General features: G+C 38.7%; 29 protein-coding genes. 4 read left to right on the top strand and 25 right to left on the bottom strand.

Going from position 1 to position 26,689, the window contains the following annotated elements:
- Positions 1–203: 203 nt before the first annotated feature.
- The 10 genes from IMO47_RS19560 to IMO47_RS04370 form a co-directional block, all read right to left on the bottom strand.
- Positions 204–554, bottom strand: a complete 351-nt coding sequence (locus IMO47_RS19560) for a hypothetical protein (protein ID WP_227552205.1) — start codon at positions 552–554, stop codon at positions 204–206.
- The gene (locus IMO47_RS19565) at positions 551–787 is read right to left on the bottom strand and encodes a hypothetical protein (RefSeq protein ID WP_227552206.1); all 237 of its coding nucleotides are present in this window, start codon (positions 785–787) and stop codon (positions 551–553) included. The genes IMO47_RS19560 and IMO47_RS19565 overlap by 4 nt, the downstream gene beginning before the upstream one ends.
- Positions 788–789: 2 nt before the next feature.
- Positions 790–1,893 (bottom strand): type VI immunity family protein, encoded by a 1,104-nt coding sequence (locus tag IMO47_RS04335; protein ID WP_196076300.1) that lies wholly within the window; start codon positions 1,891–1,893, stop codon positions 790–792.
- A 13-nt stretch (positions 1,894–1,906) separates the two neighbouring features.
- Positions 1,907–2,620, bottom strand: coding sequence for a VRR-NUC domain-containing protein (locus IMO47_RS04340; protein ID WP_196076301.1), 714 nt, complete (start codon positions 2,618–2,620; stop codon positions 1,907–1,909).
- Entirely contained in the window at positions 2,613–3,146 is a 534-nt protein-coding gene (locus tag IMO47_RS04345) for a PAAR domain-containing protein (RefSeq protein ID WP_196076302.1), read from the bottom strand. The genes IMO47_RS04340 and IMO47_RS04345 overlap by 8 nt, the downstream gene beginning before the upstream one ends.
- Positions 3,147–3,524: 378 nt before the next feature.
- Positions 3,525–4,634: an acyltransferase gene (locus IMO47_RS04350; RefSeq protein WP_196077821.1), complete on the bottom strand. Its 1,110-nt coding sequence runs from the start codon at positions 4,632–4,634 to the stop codon at positions 3,525–3,527.
- A gap of 215 nt (positions 4,635–4,849) precedes the next feature.
- On the bottom strand, positions 4,850–6,283 hold the full coding sequence (locus IMO47_RS04355; protein WP_196076017.1) for an amino acid permease: 1,434 nt from the start codon (positions 6,281–6,283) through the stop codon (positions 4,850–4,852).
- A 180-nt stretch (positions 6,284–6,463) separates the two neighbouring features.
- On the bottom strand, positions 6,464–6,835 hold the full coding sequence (locus IMO47_RS04360) for a RidA family protein (RefSeq protein WP_196076018.1): 372 nt from the start codon (positions 6,833–6,835) through the stop codon (positions 6,464–6,466).
- Between the two features lie 10 nt (positions 6,836–6,845).
- Positions 6,846–7,961, bottom strand: a complete 1,116-nt coding sequence (gene alr / locus IMO47_RS04365) for an alanine racemase (RefSeq protein ID WP_196076019.1) — start codon at positions 7,959–7,961, stop codon at positions 6,846–6,848.
- A gap of 89 nt (positions 7,962–8,050) precedes the next feature.
- Complete coding sequence (locus tag IMO47_RS04370) at positions 8,051–9,310, bottom strand: D-amino acid dehydrogenase (RefSeq protein WP_196076020.1); 1,260 nt, start codon at positions 9,308–9,310, stop codon at positions 8,051–8,053.
- Between the two features lie 138 nt (positions 9,311–9,448).
- Here IMO47_RS04370 and IMO47_RS04375 point away from each other — a divergent pair, with 138 nt between their 5' ends.
- Positions 9,449–9,913 (top strand): Lrp/AsnC ligand binding domain-containing protein, encoded by a 465-nt coding sequence (locus tag IMO47_RS04375; protein WP_004830027.1) that lies wholly within the window; start codon positions 9,449–9,451, stop codon positions 9,911–9,913.
- A gap of 377 nt (positions 9,914–10,290) precedes the next feature.
- Here IMO47_RS04375 and IMO47_RS04380 read toward each other — a convergent pair whose 3' ends face one another.
- Positions 10,291–10,935, bottom strand: coding sequence for an HAD-IA family hydrolase (locus IMO47_RS04380; RefSeq protein WP_196076021.1), 645 nt, complete (start codon positions 10,933–10,935; stop codon positions 10,291–10,293).
- Between the two features lie 105 nt (positions 10,936–11,040).
- On the opposite strand from IMO47_RS04380, the gene IMO47_RS04385 reads away from it, so the two are divergent.
- On the top strand, positions 11,041–11,808 hold the full coding sequence (locus IMO47_RS04385) for a hydroxymethylpyrimidine/phosphomethylpyrimidine kinase (RefSeq protein WP_196076022.1): 768 nt from the start codon (positions 11,041–11,043) through the stop codon (positions 11,806–11,808).
- Between the two features lie 84 nt (positions 11,809–11,892).
- Positions 11,893–12,438 (top strand): FG-GAP repeat protein, encoded by a 546-nt coding sequence (locus IMO47_RS04390; protein WP_196076023.1) that lies wholly within the window; start codon positions 11,893–11,895, stop codon positions 12,436–12,438.
- 147 nt (positions 12,439–12,585) lie between these two features.
- Here the strand turns inward: IMO47_RS04390 and IMO47_RS04395 are convergent, their stop codons facing one another.
- From IMO47_RS04395 to sugE, 4 genes are all read right to left on the bottom strand, one after another.
- On the bottom strand, positions 12,586–13,242 hold the full coding sequence (locus tag IMO47_RS04395; protein ID WP_196076024.1) for a nuclease-related domain-containing protein: 657 nt from the start codon (positions 13,240–13,242) through the stop codon (positions 12,586–12,588).
- A 30-nt stretch (positions 13,243–13,272) separates the two neighbouring features.
- Entirely contained in the window at positions 13,273–13,761 is a 489-nt protein-coding gene (locus tag IMO47_RS04400; protein ID WP_196076025.1) for a methylated-DNA--[protein]-cysteine S-methyltransferase, read from the bottom strand.
- 42 nt (positions 13,762–13,803) lie between these two features.
- On the bottom strand, positions 13,804–14,121 hold the full coding sequence (locus IMO47_RS04405) for a multidrug efflux SMR transporter (RefSeq protein ID WP_196076026.1): 318 nt from the start codon (positions 14,119–14,121) through the stop codon (positions 13,804–13,806).
- 90 nt (positions 14,122–14,211) lie between these two features.
- On the bottom strand, positions 14,212–14,529 hold the full coding sequence (sugE, locus tag IMO47_RS04410; RefSeq protein ID WP_004830041.1) for a quaternary ammonium compound efflux SMR transporter SugE: 318 nt from the start codon (positions 14,527–14,529) through the stop codon (positions 14,212–14,214).
- 217 nt (positions 14,530–14,746) lie between these two features.
- Here sugE and IMO47_RS04415 point away from each other — a divergent pair, with 217 nt between their 5' ends.
- Complete coding sequence (locus IMO47_RS04415; protein ID WP_196076027.1) at positions 14,747–15,238, top strand: hypothetical protein; 492 nt, start codon at positions 14,747–14,749, stop codon at positions 15,236–15,238.
- Positions 15,239–15,289: 51 nt separating this feature from the next.
- On the opposite strand, the gene IMO47_RS04420 is transcribed toward IMO47_RS04415, so the two are convergent.
- The 10 genes from IMO47_RS04420 to IMO47_RS04465 form a co-directional block, all read right to left on the bottom strand.
- Complete coding sequence (locus IMO47_RS04420; RefSeq protein WP_196076028.1) at positions 15,290–16,222, bottom strand: copper resistance protein B; 933 nt, start codon at positions 16,220–16,222, stop codon at positions 15,290–15,292.
- A complete protein-coding gene (locus IMO47_RS04425; protein ID WP_196076029.1) occupies positions 16,209–18,170 on the bottom strand; it encodes a multicopper oxidase domain-containing protein in 1,962 nt (653 codons plus the stop codon). The genes IMO47_RS04420 and IMO47_RS04425 overlap by 14 nt, the downstream gene beginning before the upstream one ends.
- Before the next feature lie 50 nt (positions 18,171–18,220).
- Positions 18,221–18,649 carry a hypothetical protein gene (locus tag IMO47_RS04430; RefSeq protein WP_242052605.1) on the bottom strand — a complete coding sequence of 143 codons (429 nt, stop codon included), beginning with the start codon at positions 18,647–18,649 and terminating at the stop codon, positions 18,221–18,223.
- Between the two features lie 411 nt (positions 18,650–19,060).
- Complete coding sequence (gene rpe, locus IMO47_RS04435; RefSeq protein WP_196076031.1) at positions 19,061–19,747, bottom strand: ribulose-phosphate 3-epimerase; 687 nt, start codon at positions 19,745–19,747, stop codon at positions 19,061–19,063.
- 265 nt (positions 19,748–20,012) lie between these two features.
- Positions 20,013–21,146: a M48 family metallopeptidase gene (locus IMO47_RS04440; protein WP_196076032.1), complete on the bottom strand. Its 1,134-nt coding sequence runs from the start codon at positions 21,144–21,146 to the stop codon at positions 20,013–20,015.
- Positions 21,147–21,166: 20 nt separating this feature from the next.
- The gene (locus IMO47_RS04445) at positions 21,167–22,273 is read right to left on the bottom strand and encodes a YjgN family protein (protein WP_196076033.1); all 1,107 of its coding nucleotides are present in this window, start codon (positions 22,271–22,273) and stop codon (positions 21,167–21,169) included.
- Between the two features lie 170 nt (positions 22,274–22,443).
- Positions 22,444–23,280, bottom strand: coding sequence for an S-formylglutathione hydrolase (fghA, locus tag IMO47_RS04450; RefSeq protein ID WP_196076034.1), 837 nt, complete (start codon positions 23,278–23,280; stop codon positions 22,444–22,446).
- Positions 23,281–23,500: 220 nt separating this feature from the next.
- The gene (locus tag IMO47_RS04455; RefSeq protein ID WP_196076035.1) at positions 23,501–24,916 is read right to left on the bottom strand and encodes a C13 family peptidase; all 1,416 of its coding nucleotides are present in this window, start codon (positions 24,914–24,916) and stop codon (positions 23,501–23,503) included.
- A gap of 121 nt (positions 24,917–25,037) precedes the next feature.
- Positions 25,038–25,856: a class I SAM-dependent methyltransferase gene (locus IMO47_RS04460; RefSeq protein WP_196076036.1), complete on the bottom strand. Its 819-nt coding sequence runs from the start codon at positions 25,854–25,856 to the stop codon at positions 25,038–25,040.
- Complete coding sequence (locus IMO47_RS04465; protein ID WP_196076037.1) at positions 25,850–26,674, bottom strand: undecaprenyl-diphosphate phosphatase; 825 nt, start codon at positions 26,672–26,674, stop codon at positions 25,850–25,852. Before IMO47_RS04465 ends, IMO47_RS04460 begins: the two co-directional genes overlap by 7 nt.
- Between the last annotated feature and the right edge of the window lie 15 nt (positions 26,675–26,689).

Raw genomic sequence — 26,689 nt, forward strand, 5'->3', positions numbered from 1 at the left:
TGAAAGATAATTTTATTGTATAAAAGAATAGCCTCTTCAAATATAAAGGGGCTTTTTTAATTCCAACCTATACGTTTATCTAACCATGTTTAGCTTTTGAACGTTGCACACGATTAATCAATAAATCCATAAAATTTACTTTTTTACCAACCTAATCAACTGGCATAGAAAAATGAAAACGCTTGGTGTATTTCCTCTTTTGATTAATTCCAAACAGCATTTCTCAAATAAACATAAAGTGCTTTATCTAGCTCTCTAAATAAAGACTCAGCATCAACTTTTTCACCTAAAAGCTCAATAATATCATCTTTATAATTAACCCTTTGTCCAAAAGGTCTCTTACCATCAGTGTATGGTAAAGGTAAGGGATACCCCTTAAAGAAAAAATCAACAAGACCATCATTGATCTTCATATCGTACCATATAAGTAGTTTAAGCAGTTCTATGTGGTGTTCTGTTAAATCAAATACTTCATTTTCCTTATAAACATAGCGATTAGCTAAACACGATGAAGCTGCAAACCATGTTGGAAAAGCACATAAAGCTTCACTCATGATTTTTTTAGTTCATTAGAATTTTTAGATTTCTTTAAAATCTTAGATATTTCATCAAAACGAGGTAAATATACCGCTAAAGCACCATTTTCAATATTTAACCATGCAACATGTAAATTTTGAATAACAAGTATATGCTCTTGTGTTAAGGGAATATTTTCTTGCTCATAAGCATCTTTAACATTATATTTTCGAGGAATAATAGTTTTTATAAAATCTAAAATAACTTTCATTTTTAATTCCAATCTATACGTTTATCTAAAAAAGCATACTGACTATTTAACTTAGGCTCATCTTGTAACTTTGCAAAATATTCAAGCTTTTGATCATCTTCTATATCAAAACGAGCTAACCAATGATTGGCTAAATAGCCTTTAATCAGTGGAATTTCATCTGTTGAATAATTACCACGATGTAAATCACCTATTTTTTCAACACGTAAAGGCTTTAACACTCTATTTAACAAGACATAAGGCGCGGGTAAGGGATCACTTTCAACAGAGCCCATTAAAGGTAAAGTCCCCGCTTGTATCACAACCCCTGTACCATAGTCATAACCAATGAACCAATTCATCGGTAGTTCACTGTTTAATGCTTCTTCTTCCTTAATCGAATTAAACCACCCGTAGCTGATTGCAGTTAACCAGTTCACAGTTTTAATGCCTGTTATTAATCTATTAGATAAAAGTCCTGGATTTCCTACATCCATTGCCCAAGCTTTACGAGCCATAAACGCTTCAGTCGGTTCATTCTTATCACTTCTTATTCTAGAAATGAGACAAGCATAACCTGCATAACCATGTTTGGCTTTTAAACGTTGCGCACACTTAATAAATAAATCAATAAAAGCTTTACTATTTTCGCCCACCCAGTCGATTGGCATAGAAAAAGTTAAAGAGCTTTGATATTTCCCATTCTTCACTTGCCATTGACTAGATCCTCCTACATAAAACTCCCATGCACCAGTGGTAAATTTCTCTTTACCACTGGTATATAAAAAATTAAAAGCTTTCATAGGACTATAAAGTTTTAAGATATTTCGTATAGGTTTAACTTTTTCAAAAGCTAAACTAGCACCACCAGCCCCGTTAGGTGGCTCATCCTGCCAAAGCCAAGTTAAATGCGCTTTGGCATATTCTTGATAATCATCAAAGCATTGAGCAATCGCTTCACGCATGTCATCGCTATAACCCTCTTTAAAGTATAAAACCGCACGAATCGCAGGAATCGCACCGACATAGTCTTCTCCACCTTGTGGGGTGAGTAATCCACCACCAATTGCGCCTTTTTCTTGTGTCGCAACCCATGCTTTGTAGTCTTGTTCTTTTTTAAAGTGCATTGTTTTCTCCAAGTTAAAATGCTGGGGCTGGGAATTTTGGCATTTTTGGTAGTTTGCCTTTTCGCAACTGTGCCAAGGCAGCTAATGTCGCAATTGCTGCAGTTGCCCATTCAGTCACTGTGGATTTTTTACCATCATCATCACCACAACCACATTCATCAGGGTCGAGCACTTTTAACTTACTGTAGTCGCCTGCTATTTGCTCATAAGCCTTTTCTTGCTCAGGACCAAAAACATCCGTACCAAACTTAATTTCCACCACATGTTTAATATTGTCTTGGGTTGGAGGTGCATTGGGGTCTTTAACAATAACCAAATCAGGACGACGAGTCATTCCCTCCCCTTTCTCATATTCATAACCCTTATCCTTTAACCAATTTTTTTTAATCCATCCCCAAACATATTTATGCCCTTTGGTGAGTATATTTTTATCCATGATCGGTTCAGGAGGGTCTGTATGCATATCATAAGTGATTTCGGGTTTATATGGACTTTGATTAAACATCATTTCATCCATTTCTTTTAATCGCTCAGAAACACATGATTGATAAAGGTTATTTTGCTTTTTCCCTTTGTTTGGATTGTAGTTACAATAACAAATGGCACTGCAAAGAATTTCTTTGTCTTTGGGATCAAGTGCCGTACTGTCAATTGCAACAACTTTAATTGTTGGATTTTGTGTTGGTGTAGTTGTTAATACTCCTTGTGGTTTTCCCTGATCAGCCATTGTCTAACTCATCCACTAAATTGAGATGAATTTCTTCCTCAGACGGGGTATAAATCCAATCAGTATAGCCTTGCGTATCACTTGCATAAATGGTACTGGTACCATCTCCCATGGTTACACGGACTCTACGGTTGGCGATCGGTTCACCAGTATTTTGGTCAACAAGCTGAAAACGACCTGAATGGTCTTGTGGTGGCGGTATTGTTTCTTCACCCTCATCGTTTGGATTACCCATCAGTTGGGAACCAAAAGGTGAACTGGCTTCAACAACCACTTGAAATGAACTTGGCAATAATTTCGCACCACATGCGGTTTTCATTCCCGCCAAAGCAACCTGACTATTATCAGGAAGAATAAAATGAGGCGCACCTTCTGCGATTGGAAAAATGCCTTTACATTTAGGACAAGCAACCATATAGCCTTTAGCAGCCATACCGATTCCATTGACTAAGGTCGATGCATTGCTTTGAATCACGACACCACCATGATCGGTTTTACAACCTTGGATAATAACAGCTTGAGTCATAATTATTCTCTTATTTTATTTAGTAAAATTTAATAAAAATGTTTATATAAAAATAAATAAACCGCTCAAATATACCTTAATTATATGCAAGTAACAAATTTTCAAACTAGAAACCTAGCCAGCTATTCATTTCATATTAGGAATTAAAAATAAAAAGCTCATTCTAGATTGGATTAAAAAATAGGAATAAGGTAAAACAAAAAATTATTTTATATTAAAATTCAATTAATTAATTTCATGAAAATATATGTGATTATCTTTCACAATAGACTTAATCACTACATTTTTTCAATTATAGATTTATCCACTCTCTAAAGTATATAACTGATCATAGATACATATTATATACTTTAAATATATTTTGAGAATTTAATTTACCTATCTATTATTAAGTAAAAATTGACGTATTTGTCGATTCAACGGTGCTGAATAATACTTTTCGATTGCCCAACTCAATATAAAAACACCTATAAAATAAATGGGCAATAGCATCAATTTTTCAACAGGTAAAGTTTCTTTGGGAAGATAAAAAACTTTAAACATACCTAGAATAATCAGATGAAATAAATACATCTCATAACTACGCTGCCCTATCCACTCCATAGCTTTGGAGAGGATAGAGGATGGTTCAGCCTGCGGATGTTGAGCAAAACAGAAAATTAAAATTGCAGACAATAACGCAAAAATAGACACTCCCCATGTACTGACCTCTTTGATCGGGGCATAAAGGTACAGAATAATCATCAAAATACAAACCACAGGTACAATGATTTTTGGAATATCAAGCGTTGTCCCTACCTTTTGAACAAGCAATGCAGTCAAACAGCCGATTGCAATGCCATCAAAACTTGAAAAATAGTGATATAAGTACGCTCCACTTTCCTCTGCAAAGTGTAAAGAACGAAAGTAAGTTGCATAACAGATAATAGCCAACAACAATGCAATAAAACCTTTCCCCCGCCCTAAAACCAAACAGAGTATTGGAAAGGCTAAATAAAACACCTCTTCAACCGACAATGACCATAAAACCCCAAGTGCATAATTCACCCAGCCATTTTCAATGATCAATATATTCATCCAAAAGGTAAAAGCAGAAAATACAGTAAGTCCATAAGAAACTTCGATATCATTTGGAGCCTGATTCATAAAGGGTTTAAGTCCCATTGCTCCGAATATCGTGACCATGGCAACAAGTAGAACCAAGCAAGGCATAATTCGCGCAATACGGCGAACATAAAAGTCTTTAACTCTGATATGCCCTAACGAACCACTTCTTTGTAAGGCGTGCTGGGTAATCAAAAAACCTGAAATAACGAAAAACATCGTCACTCCGTAATTACCATTACGCGCAATCAAATTGTTCAGGCTTTCACCAAAAATTTCTACACCTAAAAATGTGTCGTGTAATTTATAAGGAATATTAAAATGATGAATCAGCACCAATAAAATTGAGATGCCACGTAATACATCAATCTTGTAATTGCGCATAGATATTATTGTCTACCCAAATTGGTGCTATTAAACGTGTTTTTTATTTTTATTTCAGTATTTTATTTTGAACAATTTGTTAATGCATTGATGATCTAAAAACACTTCAATCAAGATGCGATTAACTAGATAAAATGTCTAAGAAATGAAGCCAATCAGAAAATATACAGGAGATGACCGAAAACCATCTCCTGATCAGTTGAAGATATCCAACATCAGCCTTGTTGATGACTACGCTTTTTCATACGCGGTTTATACATTAACTGATAAGTGACTGCTAAAATGATCACCCATAACGGACTGATGATGAGCGCTTTTAAAGTATCAGGCTCCAAGCTGAGAATCACCAATGTAAATGCAAGAAAAATCAATACAATATATGACATCCATACGCCACCTGGCATTTTAAAGTTCGATTTTGCATGAAGCTCTGGGCGTAACTTACGATAGCGTATATAACATACCATGATGATGCTCCAGATGCTGATGAACAAAATCACACACAAAGAGCTTGCGAGTGTAAATGCTTCGACAGTATTCGGTACAAAATACTGTAAGGCTGCACCCGCCATAATGAAACCACAAGAAAACAACAGTCCTTTTGCAGGCACAGCACGCTTTGACAGCTCAGCTAACTTTTCAGGTGCTTGACCTTCTTTGGCTAAACCAAAGAGCATGCGACTGGTTGAAAACACACCACTGTTCATTGATGACATCACAGAAGATAATACCACCAGATTCATAATGATGGCTGCTCCGCCAATACCTGCATGCATAAATAACGATACGAAAGGACTCTGGTCTGCGGGAATTTCTGTCCACGGTGTTACAGACATCACAATAAACAATGCCAACACATAGAACAAAATAATCCGTGTAGGAATGGCATTGACCGCTTTAGGTAAGTTCTTTTCTGGATCTTTGGTTTCAGCTGCCATCGTACCAATCAGCTCAACCCCCACAAAAGCAAATAACGCGATTTGGAAGCCTGCTAAAAAGCCACTGCCACCTTTCGGGAACATCCCCCCATATGACCAAACATTGCTAAAACTTGCAACTGAACCACTTGGTGCTTGAAAATGGCTGAATACCATATAACCACCAATGAGAATCAAGCCAAGAATGGCCAGAATTTTGATCAATGCAAACCAAAATTCAATTTCACCAAACAATTTTACCGTGAGCAGGTTAATTCCAAGCACCAAAAGCACACAACCTGCACTAATCAGGGCTTGTCCCATGGGCGTAAAGGCAACCCCATCGGGTAACCAAAAATTCAAATAATTAATAATTGCAGCTAAATCAGCAATGCCGACCAAAATCCAACCCAGCCAATAAGACCAGCCGATGTAATACCCAGCACCAGGACCGATTAAGTCATGAGCCATGTCGATAAATGATTTGTAATGCAGATTGGAAAGTAGAATTTCGCCTAATGCACGCATCAAGAAGAAAAACATGGCACCAATAATCATATAGATGATTAAAATCGAGGGACCTGCTAGAGAAATTGTTTTCCCAGATCCCATAAATAAACCTGTACCAATCGCACCGCCAATGGCAATTAATTGCAAATGACGATTTGATAATTTCCGTTGCAGCTCATGTGGCGACGATGGTGCGTCATCTGTATGGCTTGAAGTTGTCATAAAAATATCCTTTTTGACAATTTTTTGGAGGTAAAACTTGCTTGTGGCAACAGAACATTCCCGTTCTGTTTTGTTTTACCCAACTTGAGCCAAAGCACATGGTTTACATGTGCTTTGGTTTTGTTTCCAAATAAGTACGATTTAATTCATGCAGTGATCAATGCATAGACATTAAAAAGCTTATTTCTGTGCAGCCGTGACCGCAATTTCAATCAACCAATCTGGATTTACCATATCTGCTTGAATTGTGGCACGAGAAGGTGCAACACAGCCTTTTAACCAATCTACCCAAATAGCATTGAATGTTGGAAAGTCAGATAAATTCTTAATGTAGACATTTGCCGACAGTAGACGTGATTTATCCGTATTGGCTTCAAGTAACAGTTGATCGATGGTTGCCAGAATATCTTTGGTTTGACCTGTAATATCAAGTTGCGTATTTTTAGGCACTTGACCAGATAAATAAACCACTTTATTAAAAATTGTGACTGCACTCATCACGTCATTACTGTTCAGTTTCTGGATATCTGCATGTTGAAGATTATTTGACATCTGTATTTCCTTATTTCGAAATTTTGAAATTTACCCGTGCAGTGACACCGCACATGAGTTCATAACCGACTGTGCCAGAACTTGCGGCAACATCATCGATTGCAAGTACAGTACCATCGGAAGATTGTCCCCATAGCACCACTTCACTGCCAATATCAGCATCAGCAATATGAGTTAAATCAACTGCAAGCATGTCCATACTGACTCGACCAATGGTTTTTGTAAGTACAGAATTGACCAATACAGGTGCATCCATAGAGATACGCTGATAACCATCGGCATAACCACATGCAACAATACCGATTTTCATGGCATGGGGTGCTGTGAATTTTGAACCATAACCTACTGTTTCATTTGCCTGTAAATCTTGAACTGCGATAATTTCACTGCGCAAACTCATGCTTGGTTTAAGATTCCAATCCTGGATTGAATGGCTAGGATAGTCAGGTGAGCTACCATACAGCATAATCCCGCTACGAATATAATCTGAATGTAAGTCTTGTGAATGTCTCAGGATGGCTGCGCTATTTGAGACAGAGCGGTCACCTGCTAAATCGTGAATGGTATCTTCAAAAACACGTTGTTGATATTCAATTCCTGATTTTCCTAAACGCTCACCATCGGCATCAGAAAAATGCATCATATGGGTAATGGACTTAACAGCTGGACACTGTTGCAATCTTTGCCACATCGTACGATAAGCATCTGGCTTAAATCCCAGACGATTCATACCCGTATTCATTTTTAAAAATACATCGAATTTAGCCTGTGATTGGTCTGATTGAGCCTGAAACTGTTCCAACCAATTGATTTGTGCAATATGATGCAGACTAAAACTTAATTGATATTCTTTACAGTCCAACAAATCTTGCGCTGAAAAAATACCTTCTAAAAGTAAAATTGGACCTGTCCAGCCTAATTTTCTTAATCTTTTTGCTTCATCAATATCCAATAAAGCAAAACCATCTGCGGATTTAAATGCTTCATAGACACGTTCAATTCCATGCCCATATGCATTGGCTTTGACCACTGCAAAAACTTTACTTTGAGGCATAAATTGACGAGCAACATTTAAATTATGCTGCAAGGCATCATGATGAATGACAGCAGTAATTGGTCTAGGCATGTTATTCGTCCCTGAATACGAATGTACAATTAAAGCGTTTATCTCTAAACGCTTTAATGCAATGTGAATGATAAAAATGAATACAGTTTTTAAGCTGCGTGAGGATAACGCTGAATAGATAGACCTTCTGTACTAATGTCAGTTTGATGATTCAATACAAGATCACTGATCAATTTTCCTGAACCACATGCCATAGTCCAACCTAATGTACCGTGACCTGTATTTAAGAATAAGTTTTTAAAACGTGTTGCGCCAATAATTGGCGTACTGTCTGGCGTCATTGGGCGTAGACCTGTCCAGAACGATGCTTGTGCCAAATCGCCGCCTGGGAATAAGTCTTGAGTGACCATTTCTAGCGTGCCGCGACGGTCAGCATTTAAACCATGGTTAAAACCACTCAACTCAGCCATTCCACCCACACGAATACGTTGGTCAAAACGCGTGATCGCAATTTTATAGGTCTCATCCAAAACTGTAGACTGCGGTGCAAATGCAGGATCAACAATTGGAATAGTTAATGAATAGCCTTTTACAGGATAAACGGGTAAATTCAATTCAAGTGGTTTCAAGAAATCACGTGAATAACTACCGAATGCCAATACATAACGATCAGCTGTCAGCACTTGACCATTGACAAGCACACCTTTGATTTCATCCCCTTCAACCACAAGTTTTTCAACATTTTGATTAAATTTAAAATCCACACCCAGATCTTTGGCTAAGTTGGCTAAGGCATTGGTAAATAGATAGCAATCACCAGTTTCATCATTTGGCAAATGCAAACCACCCACCAATTTATCTTTCGCATGTTCAAGCGCAGGTTCAACTTTAGCGAGATCATCTTTAAGCAACAACTCATGCGGAACGCCACACTCTTTCAGTACAGCAATATCGCGTTGAACCATCTCTAATTGTGCTTCATTACGGAAGACTTGCAGGGTACCTTTTGAACGGTTTTCGTATTGAATACCTGTATCTTTACGAAGTTCTCTTAAACAGTCACGGCTGTATTCTGCAACACGCGTCATACGTTCTTTGTTGATGGCATAGCTTTCTGAATTACAGTTTTTAAGCATTTGCGCCATCCACTGTAATTGCCACATACTGCCATCGATATTGATTGCGAGTGGAGCATGATGTTGAAACATCCACTTCACTGCTTTAAATGGAATACCCGGTGCAGCCCACGGCGTAGAGTATCCAGGAGAAATTTGACCTGCATTGCCAAAACTGGTTTCTTCAGCTGGACCCGCTTGGCGATCTAAAACTGTAACTTGTGCTCCTTGCTGCGCGAGGTAATATGCACTTGCTACACCAATCACACCACTACCCAATACGATTACACGCATTTCTTATCCTTTACGCATTTACTAGTTTATTTCACTAGTATATTTTTGGTTCAATAGTTTATTTCACTATTTTTGATGTTAAAATTTAGGTGTTTTAATTTTTTGTCGTGAAAATTGACTAAAAAAAGGAAATTATTGATGCGTAAATTAGACCGTATAGATCGAATGATTTTAGAAATTCTTCAGAATGAAGGTCGCATTGCCATCAGTGAATTGGCTTCGCGCGTCAGTTTGTCGACAACACCCTGTTCTGAGCGAGTGAAACGTTTGGAACGTGATGGCATCATCATGGGCTATCATGCACGCCTTAACCCCAAGCATCTTGACCGTAACCTATTGGTTTTTCTTGAAATTAGTCTCTCTGCAAAATCTGGTGACGTTTTTGAACAAGTGGCGAAAGATTTAATGGAAATACCGGAGGTGCAAGAATGCCATCTCATTTCTGGGGACTTTGATTATCTGGTCAAAGCCCGTCTAAAAGAAATGAGTGCTTATCGCCGTCTACTGGGTGACTTACTTAAAAAACTCCCCTCTTCCGCATCATCACATAGTTATATTGTGATGGAAGAAATCAAAGAATCACTGTACCTTGATGTCAAATAAATAAATTAACCTGAGTTCGATAAAAATTCTTGATGAAATATGATACTCGGAAACGTCATCCACAACTGTTTGAGGCAGGACTACTTCTATAAAGTATTGTTTCTGCAACTGATTAAAGATGTTGCTGGTCGTTGACGAATTTTGCGGTGAGCAGCGATACCGCTGCGCAAGATGGTTGCCCTTGCGGAGCTTCGCTCCTCATGCCAAAAAAAGTATGGCGAGCCGCAGGCTGATCCTGAAATTGGGTAAAAACTCAGCACCCCCTGAAAAATATTTATTTTTCAATGAATTGAAGAAATGATTGCATCGAAATCATGCTAGATTATTTTAACAACTTACAAGGATTCACTTAATTTAGCTCGTCAACATGGAACGCATCAAACAAAATCGAGCAGTTCGGCAAAACTTTTGATCCTAGCCTTTGGCTGAGCGAGATCCAACTCCTGCTGACTTCCATAGCCATATTCAACAGCAATCGTTTCGATACCGTTTTTGCGAGCACCCAAAATATCATGTTCTCGATCTCCGACCATTAAACATTGTTCTGGATTGAGCTGTTCTTTATCTAAAATATACGCAATCAATTCAGCTTTATTGGTTCGCTCACCATTGAGTTCACTTCCATAAGGATAGTCAAAATAGTTCAATAAATCGAAATGATCTAAAATTTGACGCGCATACACTTCAGGTTTTGCTGTCGCTAAAAACAGTCGATAACCTTTATCTTTTAATGTGGCTAAGGTCTGAGCAACATCCTCAAATACATGATTTTCAAATAGCCCAGTAACAGCAAAACGCTCTCTATACCCCAGTAAAGCTTGCTCAGCCAATACATCATTTGCTTCAACATTCAGCAATTTTGCTAGGGATGCCTTTAGCGGTGGACCAATAATCCAATCAATGTTTTCAGATTCAGGAATAGGATGCCCAACTTTTGCAAGGCCATATCGTGCAGATGTGGTAATCCCTACCTTTGGGTCAGTGAGTGTTCCATCCAAATCAATTAAAATATTCTTTATCATGGTCCAATCCTTTAAATCTGCATTTCAAACAATTATCAAATTACTATCGAGTGTTCTCTCAAAGTTGCCTATACTAACGCAAATTTGAGAATTAAGGACATCATCGTGCGCCCTACTGTACTTTGTTTTTCAGGTCTAGACCCTTCAGGTGGAGCTGGCTTACAAGCTGATATTGAGGCAATTGGTCAAAGTGGTGCGCATGCGGCAATTGCTTGTACAGCATTAACCATTCAAAACTCTCAACAAGTCTTTGGTTTTGAAGCAACCTCAAAACAACTCTTAATTGCTCAAGCCAATGCTGTTGTTGGCGACTTACCGATTAAAACGGTAAAGTCTGGGATGCTAGGGACGACAGATAATATTGCAGCTTTGGCTGAATTTTTACGAGAACATCCAGACTACCTCTATGTGCTTGATCCTGTTTTAGTGGCGAATAGTGGTGGTTCTCTAGGTAATCAAGAAACCTTGGTTAAAGCCTTTGTTGAACTGATTCCTTTAGCAACTGTCATTACCCCAAACACAGTTGAATTACGCGCCTTAACGGGTGAAGATGATTTAGAACAGGCAACCCAGAAACTCTTTGAAATGGGGGCAAAAGCCGTTTTGGTCAAAGGTGGACATGAAGATACCCCTGACTATATTCGCAATGCTCTATATGTAAATGGTGAAATGATTGCAGAATCAAAATGTCCGCGTTTAGCAGGTGAATATCATGGCTCAGGTTGCTCACTTGCGAGCTTTATCGCTGGGCGCTTGGCACTGGGTGATCAACTTAAAATTTCGGTACAACACGCTGAAACATGGTTATTTGGCGTATTGAAAAATGCGGAAATGCCTGTTGAAGGCGGGCAAAAAATTCCTAAACGTTTTTAAAACCTAAATGGCATGTCCAAAATTTTATCCTTGCTTTTTTAAAGGTGAAGTTTTGGACATACATAGAAAATAAAGAGAATAACAATGATTAAAAAATACTGGTTCATCTTGGTGGGTAGCACAATTTTCAGCCCATTCACGTTTGCCTTCCCTCAACAACAGACGGTTACAGGCAATTTAAGCTACACTGTAAATGGGCAAAAAACCCACTTTTTATTTAAAAATGGTGATGAAGAATCAGGGCAACTCACCATTAAAACTGCATCAAAACAGCAAACTTTTCCGCTTCAAGAATTGCCTTATCAACGTTCCTATCAAATCTATTTTAATGATTATAATTTTGATGGATATACAGATATCGCTGTGTCTGCTCCAGATATGGGCATGGGCGTTTATGCAGTCTTTGATATTTTTCTTTATCAGCCCAAAAGCAAAGGCTATCAGGCATTAGATCAAAGTAAAATTGATTTTAGCCATGCCCAATGTTCTCTATTGGCAGATCTCAAGCTGATTCCTCAGAAAAAACAAATGACCAGTTCATGTCGAGGTGGCGCAAAATGGTGGGTTGATACTTTTCAATTTAAACATGGGCAATGGCGATGGTTAAAATCCAAGGCAGAGGATGAGTGATTTTATCATCATCCTTAAAGTTGAGTTTTTTATCAAACTTTTGGATTTGTACAGAACTGCACGCTTAATAAAATGCACCAATCCTTTACGATTTGATCAAAGCCCTTTTAAACATGAACAGCCAATATTATTGAATACTCATAATCTTCAACTTTCAGTAAATTTATCCTTAAGGTTCTGTACATGTTGGCGATTGGTTTGCCACGATTTTTCTAAGATTTCTTTTTCTAAACGATATTGTATACGTTTTAATTTCATAGGAGGAATGGTGCTTTGATTAAATTGTTTTACATAGTCAATCCAACCAGCTCCACGAAAAACATTGCTTGGCATTGTTGTTTTAAATTCACAATCAGGCATAAAGACAATCACCGAATGAATTTGATCCGCATCGACAATATCAGCTAATACATATTCTAAAACTTTTTGATTTTTATAATTTTGATGTAGGGGATTTTGAAATTTATAGGTTTTTTTAAAAATTTTTTGTGTCCAGTTCTTTTGTCGCTCACTGCCAAATATCCATCCTTTATAGTTCTTTGTTTCTATCACAAAAATCCCAAAAGGACTTAATAGAATGTGGTCAATTTGAGTCGTCTGATTTTGCTCATCGAGCAAAGTGCAATCATTTAATAAGCTATAATTTTGCTTGTCCAAGTAGAGTTTTACATGCGCACTGACTGCAAACTCGCCTAGTTTCCCTTTTAAAAATGGTTTAAAAAATTTAATAAGTGTAATAACAATTAAAACTAAGACAAGCCACCAAAAAGTGGATAGCAATGGAATAAAAATTTGGTTCATCATTTTTAAATTTTAATCTTTATAAAGAATACTCTAAGTGTATGAGCGTTTCTCAATTTTTAAAAGAATATCCTTATTTTCCAAACCTCCGGCAAAACCCACCAATTTACCATTTGCACCCACCACACGATGACATGGCGCAATGATAGAAATTGGATTTTTACCATTCGCAGCGCCGACTGCACGAACAGCTTCCACATTGCCAATCTGTTCAGCTATTTGCTTATAACTCCGTGTTTCACCAAATGGTATCGTGAGTAGAGCTTGCCAGACTTTTTGCTGAAAATCTGTTCCAGCAAAATCTAGGGCTAAATCAAATTGGGTTCGCTGTCCTTGAAAATATTCGTTCAATTGCTTCTGTGTTTCCAACAAAATTGGATGATTTTTATTTTCGATCAATTGTGCTAAACGGACACGTTTAGGATTTTCATTTTCCCAAAGTACTGCAACCAATGCTTGATCATGCGCAACGAGTTTTAATATTCCCACTGGCGAATTCATTTCCATAAATGAAAGCTGCATCAATTGACTCACTGTTGCTGATATATGTTTCCCCAGATTAACTTAGCTTGAAGATAATTTCATCAAGACTAAACCAGAAATAATCAGTACAGCTGCCAGCATTCGCATGGCAGAGGCGGGTTCACCTAAAAAGAAAATACCGACAGCAAATGAACCCACAGCACCAATTCCTGTCCAAACCGTATACGCTGTACCAAGCGGTAAACTTTTCATTGCATAGGATAATAAGGCAAAACTTGCGATCATAAAGACAAGGGTTAAAGCACTAGGAATCAGTTGACTAAAACCATCTGAAACCTTCATAAAATATGCCCAAACCACCTCAAATAAACCTGCAACAGCCAATAACACCCATGCCATTCGATATTCACCACTTTCTATATTTTATTAGATAATATGATTACACAAAAAAGTGCCAGCCCTGCACGGAATGGCACTTCAATTTTTCAATTAACTTGATGAAAGCTTCATCAGCACTAGACCAGAAATAATCAGTACAGCCGCCAACATTCGCATTGCTGTTGCAGGTTCACCCAGAATAAAGATTCCCACTAGGAATGAACCAATCGCACCAATTCCTGTCCAGATGGTATAAGCTGTTCCCAACGGTAGGGTACGCATAGCATATGCCAGTAGACCGAAACTTAAAATCATGAAAAATAAGGTAATAATGCTCGGTGTCAGTTTTGTAAATCCTTCAGACATTTTCATGGTATATGCCCAAACGATTTCAAAGATACCTGCAAAGACGAGAACAATCCAAGCCATGACCAGCTCCAAATTTAAATTAGAATCAGGTCGTCCTGACGATTTTTCTCAAATTGAGGGAGGTCGTTCCTCCTAAAGAATCATAATTATATCAACTCATCTGGCTAAATTTATTAAAATTTACAAAATTTGACCTTATTTACATTTGAATGGTACTTTTTCGTCAAGCTTACTTTATGATCATTCACAGTCATTATAAAAGCGGAGTAAATACGCCATGAAACATGATTATTGGGGTGAAATCCATCCAAGTTGGGCAGGATTTAGTTCAGAAACTTTTTTTTCACATGCTTTTTTCAACCAACATGCAGATCGAGAAATATTTTTGGGAGAAGAGTTTGATGAAGAAGGCAATGAAATAGAACAAGAACCTGATCAAGAACAACTCAGTGCATTCGCCCGAACCTACCAAAAATTCCTGCAAAATTTTGACCAACACCTCAAAACAATACAACAATATGCTTTTGAACGTTATCAAAAACTTTATGCACATCACTATGAAAATCCTGAAAAATCAGGAGAAGCCGCTTTAAATATCCATGATGTCGAGGCGCATAATTCCTATATTCAAACCATGTTAAATTTACGAGTCAGCTCTCCAGACACACTAAGGCTATGCATTCACTATGATTTGGATACTGAGCACGGAATGGAGTTTAAGTTCGTCAATGACCAGCTCGAAAGTGTGGCAGGTATCGCTGAAACATAAAAGGTCACCTCCTCAAAAGTGACCTTTTTATTTAATTTTAAAAATAAACGATTAGAACCTTAAGCGCAGCCCTGCACCATATAACCAACCGTTTTCTGAATCAGTTGCGGTTTGCCATTGCGTTTCTTTATTGCCTTTAGAGTAGGTATAGGCAACACTGACATAGGGCATGACTTTTTTGGTGATTTCATAGCGTGTTTCTAAACCTGTTGTCATACTGTTTAGACCTGATTTTTTGGCATAGCGAGAGTCATCACTAAACACAACATTCAGATCCAGATAAGGTTTTAAAATCAGTTTTTGAGTTAACAGTAAATCTCGTTCGGTTTCCAAACTAAATGCCACTCTGCTGTCTTGACCGACATAAAGATAAGCATCCGTTTCAAAGAAATACTGCGCCAAACCATGCAGACCGAATGCAGCATCCACACGTTCTTGATCGGTTTCTCGTTCAGGATTATCACTATAACGCACACCCGCTTGGACATCCCAAAATGCTGCGATATTCCGACTGTACAATGCACTCAGATCATATTCAGCTTTGCTTGATTCGGCTTTACTCGAACTTCCTTTAACAAACAGTTTATTTTCATCAGTTCCCACTCTGAGTTCGAATGAAGAATCCAGAGTACCTTTACCCTCCTCATCCAACATCCAGGCATTGTCGATGGTGACCCGTTGATAAACTTGTCCGCCATGCTCCTTTCGATGGTCATGTGTATCATGGGATGAACGAGTATTTGCTGATGCATTGCTCTGATCTGCATCCATTTGATGTTGAGAATGATCAACTGTCTGGTCAGCATTTTCCACTGCGTTCATTTTGGAGTGATCCATGGAGGAATTGCGCATCGTCATGCTTGATTCAGTGGCTGCATTGGTTCCAGCTTGCAGCTGATGACCTTCATGGGCGATTGCTAAACCACTGACTGACAACAATGAAATACTTAAAACTGATTTTGAAAAAAGATTAATGATTCGCATGTTCGCCTCCTTTCACTTCAGTTTTCTGATTTGTTTTTGTTGCTTGAATGGGTTGTGTTGACACTTTGCCATCACTGACATTTGCCACAATCAACTTATTCATCATGCCTGAGCTCATGTGATACAACAGATGACAGTGGATTGCCCATTCACCCAACTCATCAGCAGTGAGCAATGCAGTTACTGTTTTACCCGGAGGTACAACAACAGTGTGTTTATTTGGCATATCTACTGGAGCTTGACCATTTTCCAACTGCATAAACATGCCATGCAAATGCATTGGATGCGCCATCATGCTGTCATTAATAAATTTAATACGAATGCGCTCACCGTATTTCACTTTAAGTGGTTCAGCCTCACTAAATTTTTTGCCGTTAATCGTCCAAACATAACGCTCCATGGTTCCGCCTAAACGGACCACCAGTTCGCTGGTCGCCTCACGCGTGTCTGGTTGTGGTGTAAGTGACTTTAAATCACTGTATTGAAGCGCTTTATCTCCTTGAGGGGTTGAGGCATTTGCCCATCCATAAACCACTTGGTCATTCTTGGACTTTATGGATGGGTCATGCTGAGAATGATCCATGCCCTGCATGCTGTCTGCACTCATCTTCGAGTGATCCATGCCCTGCATGCTGTCTGCACTCATCTTCGAGTGGTCCATACCCTGCATGCTGTCTGCACTCATCTTCGAATGATCCATGCCCTGCATGCTGTCTGCACTCATCTTCGAGTGGTCCATACCCTGCATGCTGTCTGCACTCATCTTCGAGTGGTCCATGCCCTGCATGCTGCTGTCTGCACTCATCTTCGAGTGATCCATGCCCTGCATACTCCCTCCTCCCATACTGGAGTGGTCCATTCCCATATCTTCCATGGTCAACAATGAACGTGGGCGAGCATCAGGCATATGAATTCCAGAGGTTTTAGGTGTTAATTCATTATGCAGTGTCCCTATTGCAAATCCTGAACGATCAATCGACTCAGCCTCAATTTGATAATGATTGTCTTTGGGTTCAACAATCACATCATAGGTTTCAGCCGTTCCAATACGGAATTCATCAACAGCAACAGGTTTTACTGGTTGCCCGTCTGCACTGACAACCGTCATTTTTAAATGAGGAATTCTGACATCAAAAAATGACATTGCTGATGCATTTACAAAGCGCAAACGTACTTTTTCGTTTGGCTTAAACATACCCGTCCAATTCTGCTCAGGAGTTTTCCCGTTGACCAAAAAAGTGTAGCCCGTCACATCAGACAGATCTGTTTTTAACATACGCATCTGATTCCACATTTTTCGATCAGACCACGTTGCTTTCAAACCATCTCGTTGCACTTGCTTCCATACATCAGAAAGCGTTTCTCGTCGGTTTTGGTAGTATTCCGCTGAAACTTTTAAATTGTTTTGAATTTGATCACTGGTTTGTTTATGAAAGTCCGACAACATGACCACATAATCACGCTCTGTTCGTTCATGCGCTGCCAGCGGCTTTCTATCTTTTGGATAAATGACCAAAGTGCCGTATAAACCATCTTGTTCCTGTCCTTTTGAATGCGCGTGATACCAATAGGTTCCACTCTGACGCACCTTGAATTTATATACATATTCTTCGTTGGGTTTAATTCCATTAAAACCATTAAAACCTGGAACTCCGTCCATAATTCCCGGAAGTAACAGACCATGCCAATGAACTGAGGAATCCTGATTTTTTAATTTATTGGTGACACGAATAACAGCATCATCCCCCTCTTCAAACTCAAGCAATGGAGCGGGAAACTGACCATTCACAGTAATACGTTTTAAGGGCTGGCCAATAACATTGACCATACCTTCATCAATCGTCAATCGATACTCTCTCACTGCCGCCATTCCCCATGTTGAGGAAAACAAACACAATGACACGAGCAGGCTTTTCGCCAAATGCTTTTGAACTAAATAAATAGACATAACTTAACCTAAATTTTAAAAATAACTTTACGGATACAAAGTTTCTAAAATCAGATTAAGCTTTGGGGGGGACGTAAGATTTCTTGCCAAAAACCCGCAAGATGTTGTGCTTGGTAGGTCGCTTGATAAGAAGCACTATTTTGATAATGATCAGGGGTGATCATTTTAGGGATATCACTATTAAACCAAATCACTGAAGATTGACATGAAAATAATGCACAATCCTGACATTCAGAATCTTGAATCGACTTGGAATGTCCTACTTGCGTATGACAATTTTGCAAGTTGTTAACGTGTTGATCGTGATTTATAGACTGATTATGATCATTGTTATATTTTTGCCTATCTATACAATGATTTTTTATCAGTTGTAGAGATGCTTTTTTCATCATTGCCTGATGCTGAGTTGAACTGAATGAAGACATCATTTGTTCATGCTGCATACTCATCTGCATGACTTTTGCAGAGGCAATAGACACACTGCTCCATCCTATGGCGAAAACCATAAGACAAACAAACCACAGTTGTTTGCAGAGTCGTCTAAACAAAAGCAGAACCTTGTCAGCCCATGATGAATTTAAAGCATAGCCAAAAATCTCATTTTTGGCAAATATCCTACATTCAAACAAAGATAAATATGGATTGGATAAATCTTCGGCACACTATTTTTATACAATGTACGATCATTGACCGCATAAACAAATCGCAGTTTCAATAAAAAAAAGAGCCCATATGAACTCTTTTTAAACGATTCCAGATGAACAACTAAGCAATTGACAACAAACTGTTTAATCTATACCCAGCTTATCCATATGCTTATCAACATAGTTATCCATATAGTTAATCACAACTTTATCCACAGGGTGTCGTCAACTTTTGTAGCAAACTTTTTAAGCTGAGACCTGTCCGACTTTGGCTAGTTCAGTTCGCATTTCATTGATTACCGCTTGATAGTCCGGTTTTCCAAAAATCGCTGAACCTGCCACAAACATATCTGCACCAGCCTCCGCAATTTCACGAATATTGGCAGGTCCAACACCACCGTCAATTTCTAGACGAATGTCACGACCTGAAGCATCAATAATTTTACGTGCCTCACGCAGTTTTTCTAAAGTCTTTGGAATAAATTTTTGACCACCAAAACCTGGGTTGACACTCATCAATAATACTTGATCCACTTTTTCCAATACATAATCCAGATAATGCAATGGTGTTGCAGGATTAAACACCAGACCTGCTTTTGCACCACCATCCTTAATCAGTTGTAATGAACGATCGATATGATGTGTTGCCTCAGGGTGGAAGGTAATAATATCCGCCCCTGCCTCAAGAAAGTCACCAATCATACGATCAACAGGAGAAACCATGAGATGCACGTCAATTGGTGCTTTGATGCCATATTTTTTTAATGCCTTACACACCCCAGCGCCAAAAGTTAAGTTCGGAACATAATGGTTATCCATCACATCAAAATGGACAACATCTGCGCCTGCAGTCAATACATTTTCAACTTCTTCACCTAAACGGGCAAAATCAGCAGATAGAATTGAAGGAGCAATCAGAAATGGCTTGGACATGAAACAACCTGGCAGATATAAAAATTTTATCTATTATAACAAACTAAACTTACAAAGTTGCTTTAAAAGTAGACAGCTTCAACCCAGTTCACTCTTTATAAAATAATTCCAATCAATACTATTGATGAATCCTTTACAAATTTATTCCATCTAAAAATGATCTGCAAAATTACAATGCGTTCCTGATCGAGTTTTGCATACCCCGTAAAATGCAAGGGCTTTAAAAAGCCCTTGATCAAATCAACAATTATCTAAAAATAAAAGATCATTTTGACTGTTCATGTTTTACCTGCTGTTTTTTCTCAAAATCACGAACCATTTGAATACGTTCTTCAGTTGCAGGATGCGAAGACAAAGCATCCAGAATTGCTAAAGACTGATTTTTATCCGACTCTTTTTGAGATGAAGGCGAACTAGAAGATGCCTTTTTATCCGCATTTGCAGTTTGATTCGCATCGCCGGCTTTATCTGAATCTTCCGTTTCATCACTTAAACGTTGCAAGAAATTAGCAAAATGTGAGACTTCAATCCCCTTTCGATCCATCAGTTCTAGAGCATACAGATCAGCTTCAGATTCAAACTTACGTGAATAGTTCGCACCAATCATTGCTGCAGGTAATGAGGTAAATAAATCTGAGCTATCGCCCGTCATGGCAATATACAACACACTCAACCCCAAACTGGTTAAACCTTGTTGCAAGCTGTGACGCTGAATTAAATGACCTTGCTCGTGCGCCAAAACCCCTAAAATTTCCTGATCGCTATGTGCCATTTCGATCAGTTCATCCGTGATAATGATGGTATTGTTTGGCAATGCCACTGCATTTGCCCCCAAACGCCCTCCTTCACGAAAAACCAATTTGGCAGGTTTACCTTCAGCTACAGTATTTAAATATTGCTTGGAAATTAAATCCCTCTGACCTTGAGCCAATTGACTGGGCGCTGTCCAATTATTTAAAACATAGGTTTCGGCTTCATCCCCTAATTTCTTCAAGCTATTTTCGGGCAATTGAAAAGCCACATAATGTGAAGCAGCGGGAACCCCCCATTTGACTAAGGCAATCACAAAAGCAACCACAAAAATCACGCTAAAAATGATCAAGCTTGGTGAACGTTCTAATTTCCAGATTGAATGCTGAACTTTTTTGGTTCCATAATTAAACCATTCAGGTAATGCACCACGAAACTCAATCCGTGCATCATCTTTCAACTCAATCACAGGATGTAATTGCCCAAGCGCACCAATCAATGCCATATCTGTATATTGATAGCGACGATGTTGCTCTAGACGATCGCCATAGCGAATCAGAACTTCAGACTCAGATTGAGCTGAAATCTGTGCCGGGTGCGGTTTAGATACCACACCATCATAGAAAATAATATCTACTGGTTGTGACATAGACTATTCAACTCATACCCTTATAAAGAAACATCAATGTCAAAAATATCACTGATTTCTTCTGCTAAAGCACTTTGTTCCTGCTGCGCCAGATTCATCATTTGATCTGGATCATCATGCAAAATTAAGCTCATCGACTCAACCTGATATTTGTGAATACGAATTGCTGCCCAAGCTGACATTAAACCTATGCTTAAAATTTTAACGATCCAGTTTGAGGCAATAATCCATGCATAACGCCATTGATTACACTCTGTTTTAAACTGGCTATTACCAACCGTTGTATTGTTCCATGTGGTAATAAAAAGACGTGCAGCGATTAATGGATAAATAAATAATCCAACCACTGCATACATGATAAATATCCCGGTCACAAAAAAGCTTGGCGAGAACCCGGCAACAGTACCAATGATGCCGAAATAAACCACTGAAAAGGCAATGATCACACCAATCGACATAAAAATCGGCACATATACAGCTGCCATGTATGCAGACCAATCGGCATTTAATTTAAAGTTTAACTGCCCTGCATATAAATGATTCAGATAATATTTTTTATATAGCCATATCGCTACAGGCGAAAAGATACCCAAGGTAAAAATATATACCAATATACTCAAGAAAAAGACTTTATAAGACTCTTTCGTGGTTCCTGCAAAATAGAATCGGCTGTTTCCAAATTTACTGTTTCGTGCAGTAAAACGCATCGTTGCACGAATCAACCACGGAACCGCTGCATATAACACAACCAACCCAACCACAGTCGCAATCATTGAATACCGTGATGAAATGGAAAATGCGGCATAAATACCCAGTGCTATCAAACGCCCAATTAAAATTTTGGTTGGGATACCGGTAAAATCAAAACGGCGCTTAAAAAATTCCGTGTTCCCATAAAAATAACGTAAGCGACGGACCTTTGCCCAAGGTGCATACAAGCTTAAAGTCACAATGGTCAATAGGATATTGACAATCCAGATTCCAAAATACTCCATTGCATCACCATGAAACTTAAAGCGATGAACTTTAGGATATTGTAAATCTGTAGATTGCGGAATACTCGGCGGTGTAATGTGCTGATCCACACTCAAATGATCAGGAAATGGGGGTGGAATTTGATCTTGCATATTATTCTCTTTATTCAAATTATGATGATGAACTCAAAGTTTTCATAATAAAAAATTTCAGTGTCAGTGTATATTTTTTCTAAACTGAAAGAAATAGAGTAAAAGCAAACAATAATTTACTTTTACTCAGCATCAATTTGCTATTTTAATATTTTGGAATAAATCACATTCTACTTTTGCAATTGTAAAGCGTGGAACTGCAAATGATCATCCATAAAACTTTGGATAAAATAATATCCATGATCATAGCCTTGGTGAAATCGGAGGCTGATTTTTTGCCCAACAGCATTACACGCCTGCTGGAATTTTTCGGGATTCAATTGACTATAAAACTGGTCTTTTAAGCCTTGGTCGATCAAGACCTCATCAAAAAGTGCCCCCTTGCTAAGCAACAGTTGCGTTGCATCATGTTGCAGCCATACTGATGGGTTATCTCCTAAATAATGGGAAAAAGCTTTTTCTCCCCAAGGACATTCACTTGGTGCGCAAATTGGCGCAAAGGCAGACACAGATTTAAAATAATGTGGATATTTCCATGCCAATGTTAAGGCACCATGTCCCCCCATGCTGTGTCCAAAAATACCGATCGCATTTGATTGGATTGGGAATGTTTGAAGTGCCCAAGTATAAACTTCATCAACAATATAACTTTCCATTTGAAAATGTTCAGCCCACGGCGCCTGAGTTGCATTGATATAGAAGCCTGCACCCTGCCCCAAATCCCATGAATCGCCTTGAGCAACATTATCTCCCCGTGGTGAAGTATCTGGCGCAATCAATATTAAGCCAAGTTGTGACGCCAAGCGTTGGGCATGTGCCTTAATAATGAATGTTTCCTCGGTACAGGTTAGGCCCGCCAAATAAAACAGTGCTGCACACTTTTGCCCTTTCAAAGCTTGAGGTGGCATATAGACAGCAACTTTGCTTGTACTTTTTAAATAATTCGACTGAATCTGATAAATTCGTTGTTCACCATCAAAGCAAATCGTACTACTTAAAAGTTCCATTGCCGTCTCTCCCCATATTTGGATTTATAAATTGTTTAAGGTTAACAGTCCGCCATCAACCTTATTGATATTGATGGCATCTGTATGATAATACCTTTATTTTTTCATTGCCCTCTTAGAGGATATATCACAGAAAATGTCCTCAACAGAACATTGATGGAGAAAATACACTTTTCCTCCTCAATGAATCACCGACCTGATGTCTAAATGACAGCAATCATCAGGGCTTAGCTGGATCCAACTTTTCATTCTGACTTTGTGCGGAAGCAATCACACCTTGTTGTGGAAATAAATGCTGCTCCAATTGAGGCAACATCAATTCCATATTTTTTCCAATTACCCACTGGGGTTCAGATGGATCAAAGCCTTGTGCATTTTCCCATTTTGCAACAGTTTCGGATGCTTCTTTAAACGCAGCTTTTAATGAGCCTTGTTCACGCATTGCCTGATCAAAGAAGGCTCGACCGAAATAAGTATAATCCGCTTCATTTGAACAGCCAAATGAGGCACGATCAGCTGCAGAAGCAGTGATAATTAAAGTATCTGGTGATTGCAGTGCTGAAACAAAACTACCTGAATAGCAGGCTGATATAACAATCACTTTCCAACGAATGCCCGATTTATCTAAACTTTCTCTCAGCCATTTTGGATCAACATCACTTAAATCAATCGGTTCATTTTCCAATTCAAAACGATTGGGTAAACCGTGTGATGTCATATACAGAAACAACACATCACTTTCTCGGTTCATTTGCTGCCCGATACGGCGTAAGGCGAGATCTATACTGGTTTTTGAAGCGATTGGGGTCTCGTTCATACTTGCAGGATTATTCACCAATTCAATAGAGCGCCCGAATGTCCCAAAACGTGTATCGAACTGTTCTTTGATTCGATCGATCTCAAATTTAAATACATCCTGATAACTTGCCCCTGCCACACCTAAAAAGTACCAGTGTGTTTTGGCAAACTCACCAAACTGAATCTGTTCCAATGCTTTATTGAGTAAACGACTTTGGGCATAGAACGCATTTTCACTGATACTCGGTGGAACCTCTTCCACTTTCCAAATCGGCTGCTCTTTAATAGACACTTGCCAAGTAAACAGCGTCGCAACCGTAGCAAACATAATCAATGCTCGTTCCCACCACGGCCATTTTAACTCTCTCGAAAACACCCAGACGACTGCAAGACTCTGCCAAATAAATAAAGCAAAGAACAACAGCGGAATCACATCATAAGTAAAATATGGTAAGAGATCATGATTGCCCAGATACTGTAAAAGACACTGAAACAACATGATATGGGTATCAAGCACCAACCATAGTAGTGCAGGCACTAACATTAAGCGTGGATTGTTGGTTCGTTGGGAGAGGAAAATCCCGACAATCAAAGCAATAAACGGCCATAAAGCATAACTGACTAAGCCTTGACGATTAAATACCCCACCATCACCTGCCACCAGCCAACTAAATAATGTATTGGCACAAGCCCCCAACAGCCCCCAAAAAATAAGCTGTAAAATCGACGGCCGAACGATTTGTAAAGATTTTCGCGAACCCAAAAATAACCAAATCCCTGCACGTTGGTTACTTTTCAAATCATGCCAAAAGTTAATTGAGGGTTTAAGGTCTATCATATAGATTCTGTTAAGGCAGTCGCTTCAATCAGCCTATCTAGTTTAGGCTTGGCTAAAAAATTATCAATGTTTGATTTAACTATATATCAATAATTCGACTATTATTGAAACAGTTACCAAACTACTCAATAAGATTGCTGTTAAAATAGGCATCAAATCGGCAGGCATCGCCTTGCCACTGATAATCGGTGGGTTGATCATTTAAAAATACAGCCAGTCGAGGACGTTTTACCACGACCCGTTTGGCAATATGTTGGGCTAAGACTAAAAGATGATCTCCTAAATCCATCTCACCATCTTCAGGAAGGAGCATGTGTAATAACTGCATTTGCTTTTTGACTTGCGCTTGTTTTTTCACTGCCTGCTGATGTTGATCACGTTGTGGAAACATGGGATCTAAATAAACCACATCGACTACTTTTTTATCCTGAATCAACTGCTCTAAATAGACAGTGGAGTCTGAAAAAATTAAATCAATCCGAGCAACGACTTTTGCAAGAAAAGGATCATTTTCAGCTTGTGATTTTGCATCCTCAAGCAAAGTAAATAAAATGGGGTGTCGCTCCACCAAGCAGATATTGGCGCCAAGATATGCCATTAATAAGCTGTCATGCCCCAAACCGGCGGTAGCATCGACCAAGCTTGGTTTTTCTGAAAGATGGCAAGCACGAGCGATCATTTCTGATTTTAAACTGGCGCGTTTTAGACGTGGTATTTCAGCTTTCCAGTCAGGCTGCATTTTCATGCCATTGGCACATAGACTCAAACCTTGCTCATCTACACACAGTGCAAGCTCGGGGTTTAACCTTAAAAAGCGCGAATTGAGTTTTTCAATCACTTCTATGTTGACCACAACTCCACGTAAAGAAAGCACAGTTTGATAAGACTGTGCTTTCTCTAAAAAAGTGGATGTTGTGAATAAGCGAATCTCGCTTACCATAATTTCCAACCTGTTAAAGCAAATAATAAAATGACTAAACCGGATGCAATACGATACCAAGCAAAGACCATAAAATCACGTTTGGAAACATAAGCCACCAGAACACGAATCAGAATTAATGCAGAAACAAAAGAAACAATCAAACCTACAAAAAATACCGTCCAATCCTGGGTAGTTTCATAGATATGATAGTTTTTAAAAAGATCCAATAACCCTGCACCCACAATAACAGGAATACCTAAAAAGAAAGAAAACTCAGTTGCCGCCTTACGTGATACCCCAAGCATCATCCCCCCAATAATCGTCGCGCCTGAGCGTGAAGTACCGGGAATAAGTGCTAAGACTTGAATCAAACCAATATAAATCGCTTCTTTGATCGAGATATTGTCTACTTCAACCGCATTGACTTTAGGTGGATTTTTCTCAACCCACCAAATAATTAAACCACCAACAATTAAGCCAATCGCTACGGAAATATCATTAAACAAAAGTTCTTTTACGAGATCGCCACAAGTCAAACCAACAATCATGATTGGAATAGAAGCAGCAATAATGCTCACCCCAAGATGTCGACCTTTAGGTTCACCCGAGAACAGACCAATAGCAGCTCCCCAAAGTTTGCCCCAATATTCATAAATAACGGCTGCGATCGCCCCCATTTGAATCGCAACAACAAATAAGTCGCTCTTCTCTTTGGTCCAGAAATTCATTAATTCAGATGCAAGAATTAAATGACCTGTACTTGAAATAGGTAAGAATTCGGTAATACCTTCAACGATACCCATAATGGCTGCTTTGAGTAGCAGTAAAAGATCCATGTTAAATCCTAAAAA

The organism is Acinetobacter sp. Res13-Abat-PEC15-P4-01 (assembly GCF_015676285.1).
Lineage (GTDB): Bacteria > Pseudomonadota > Gammaproteobacteria > Pseudomonadales > Moraxellaceae > Acinetobacter > Acinetobacter nematophilus.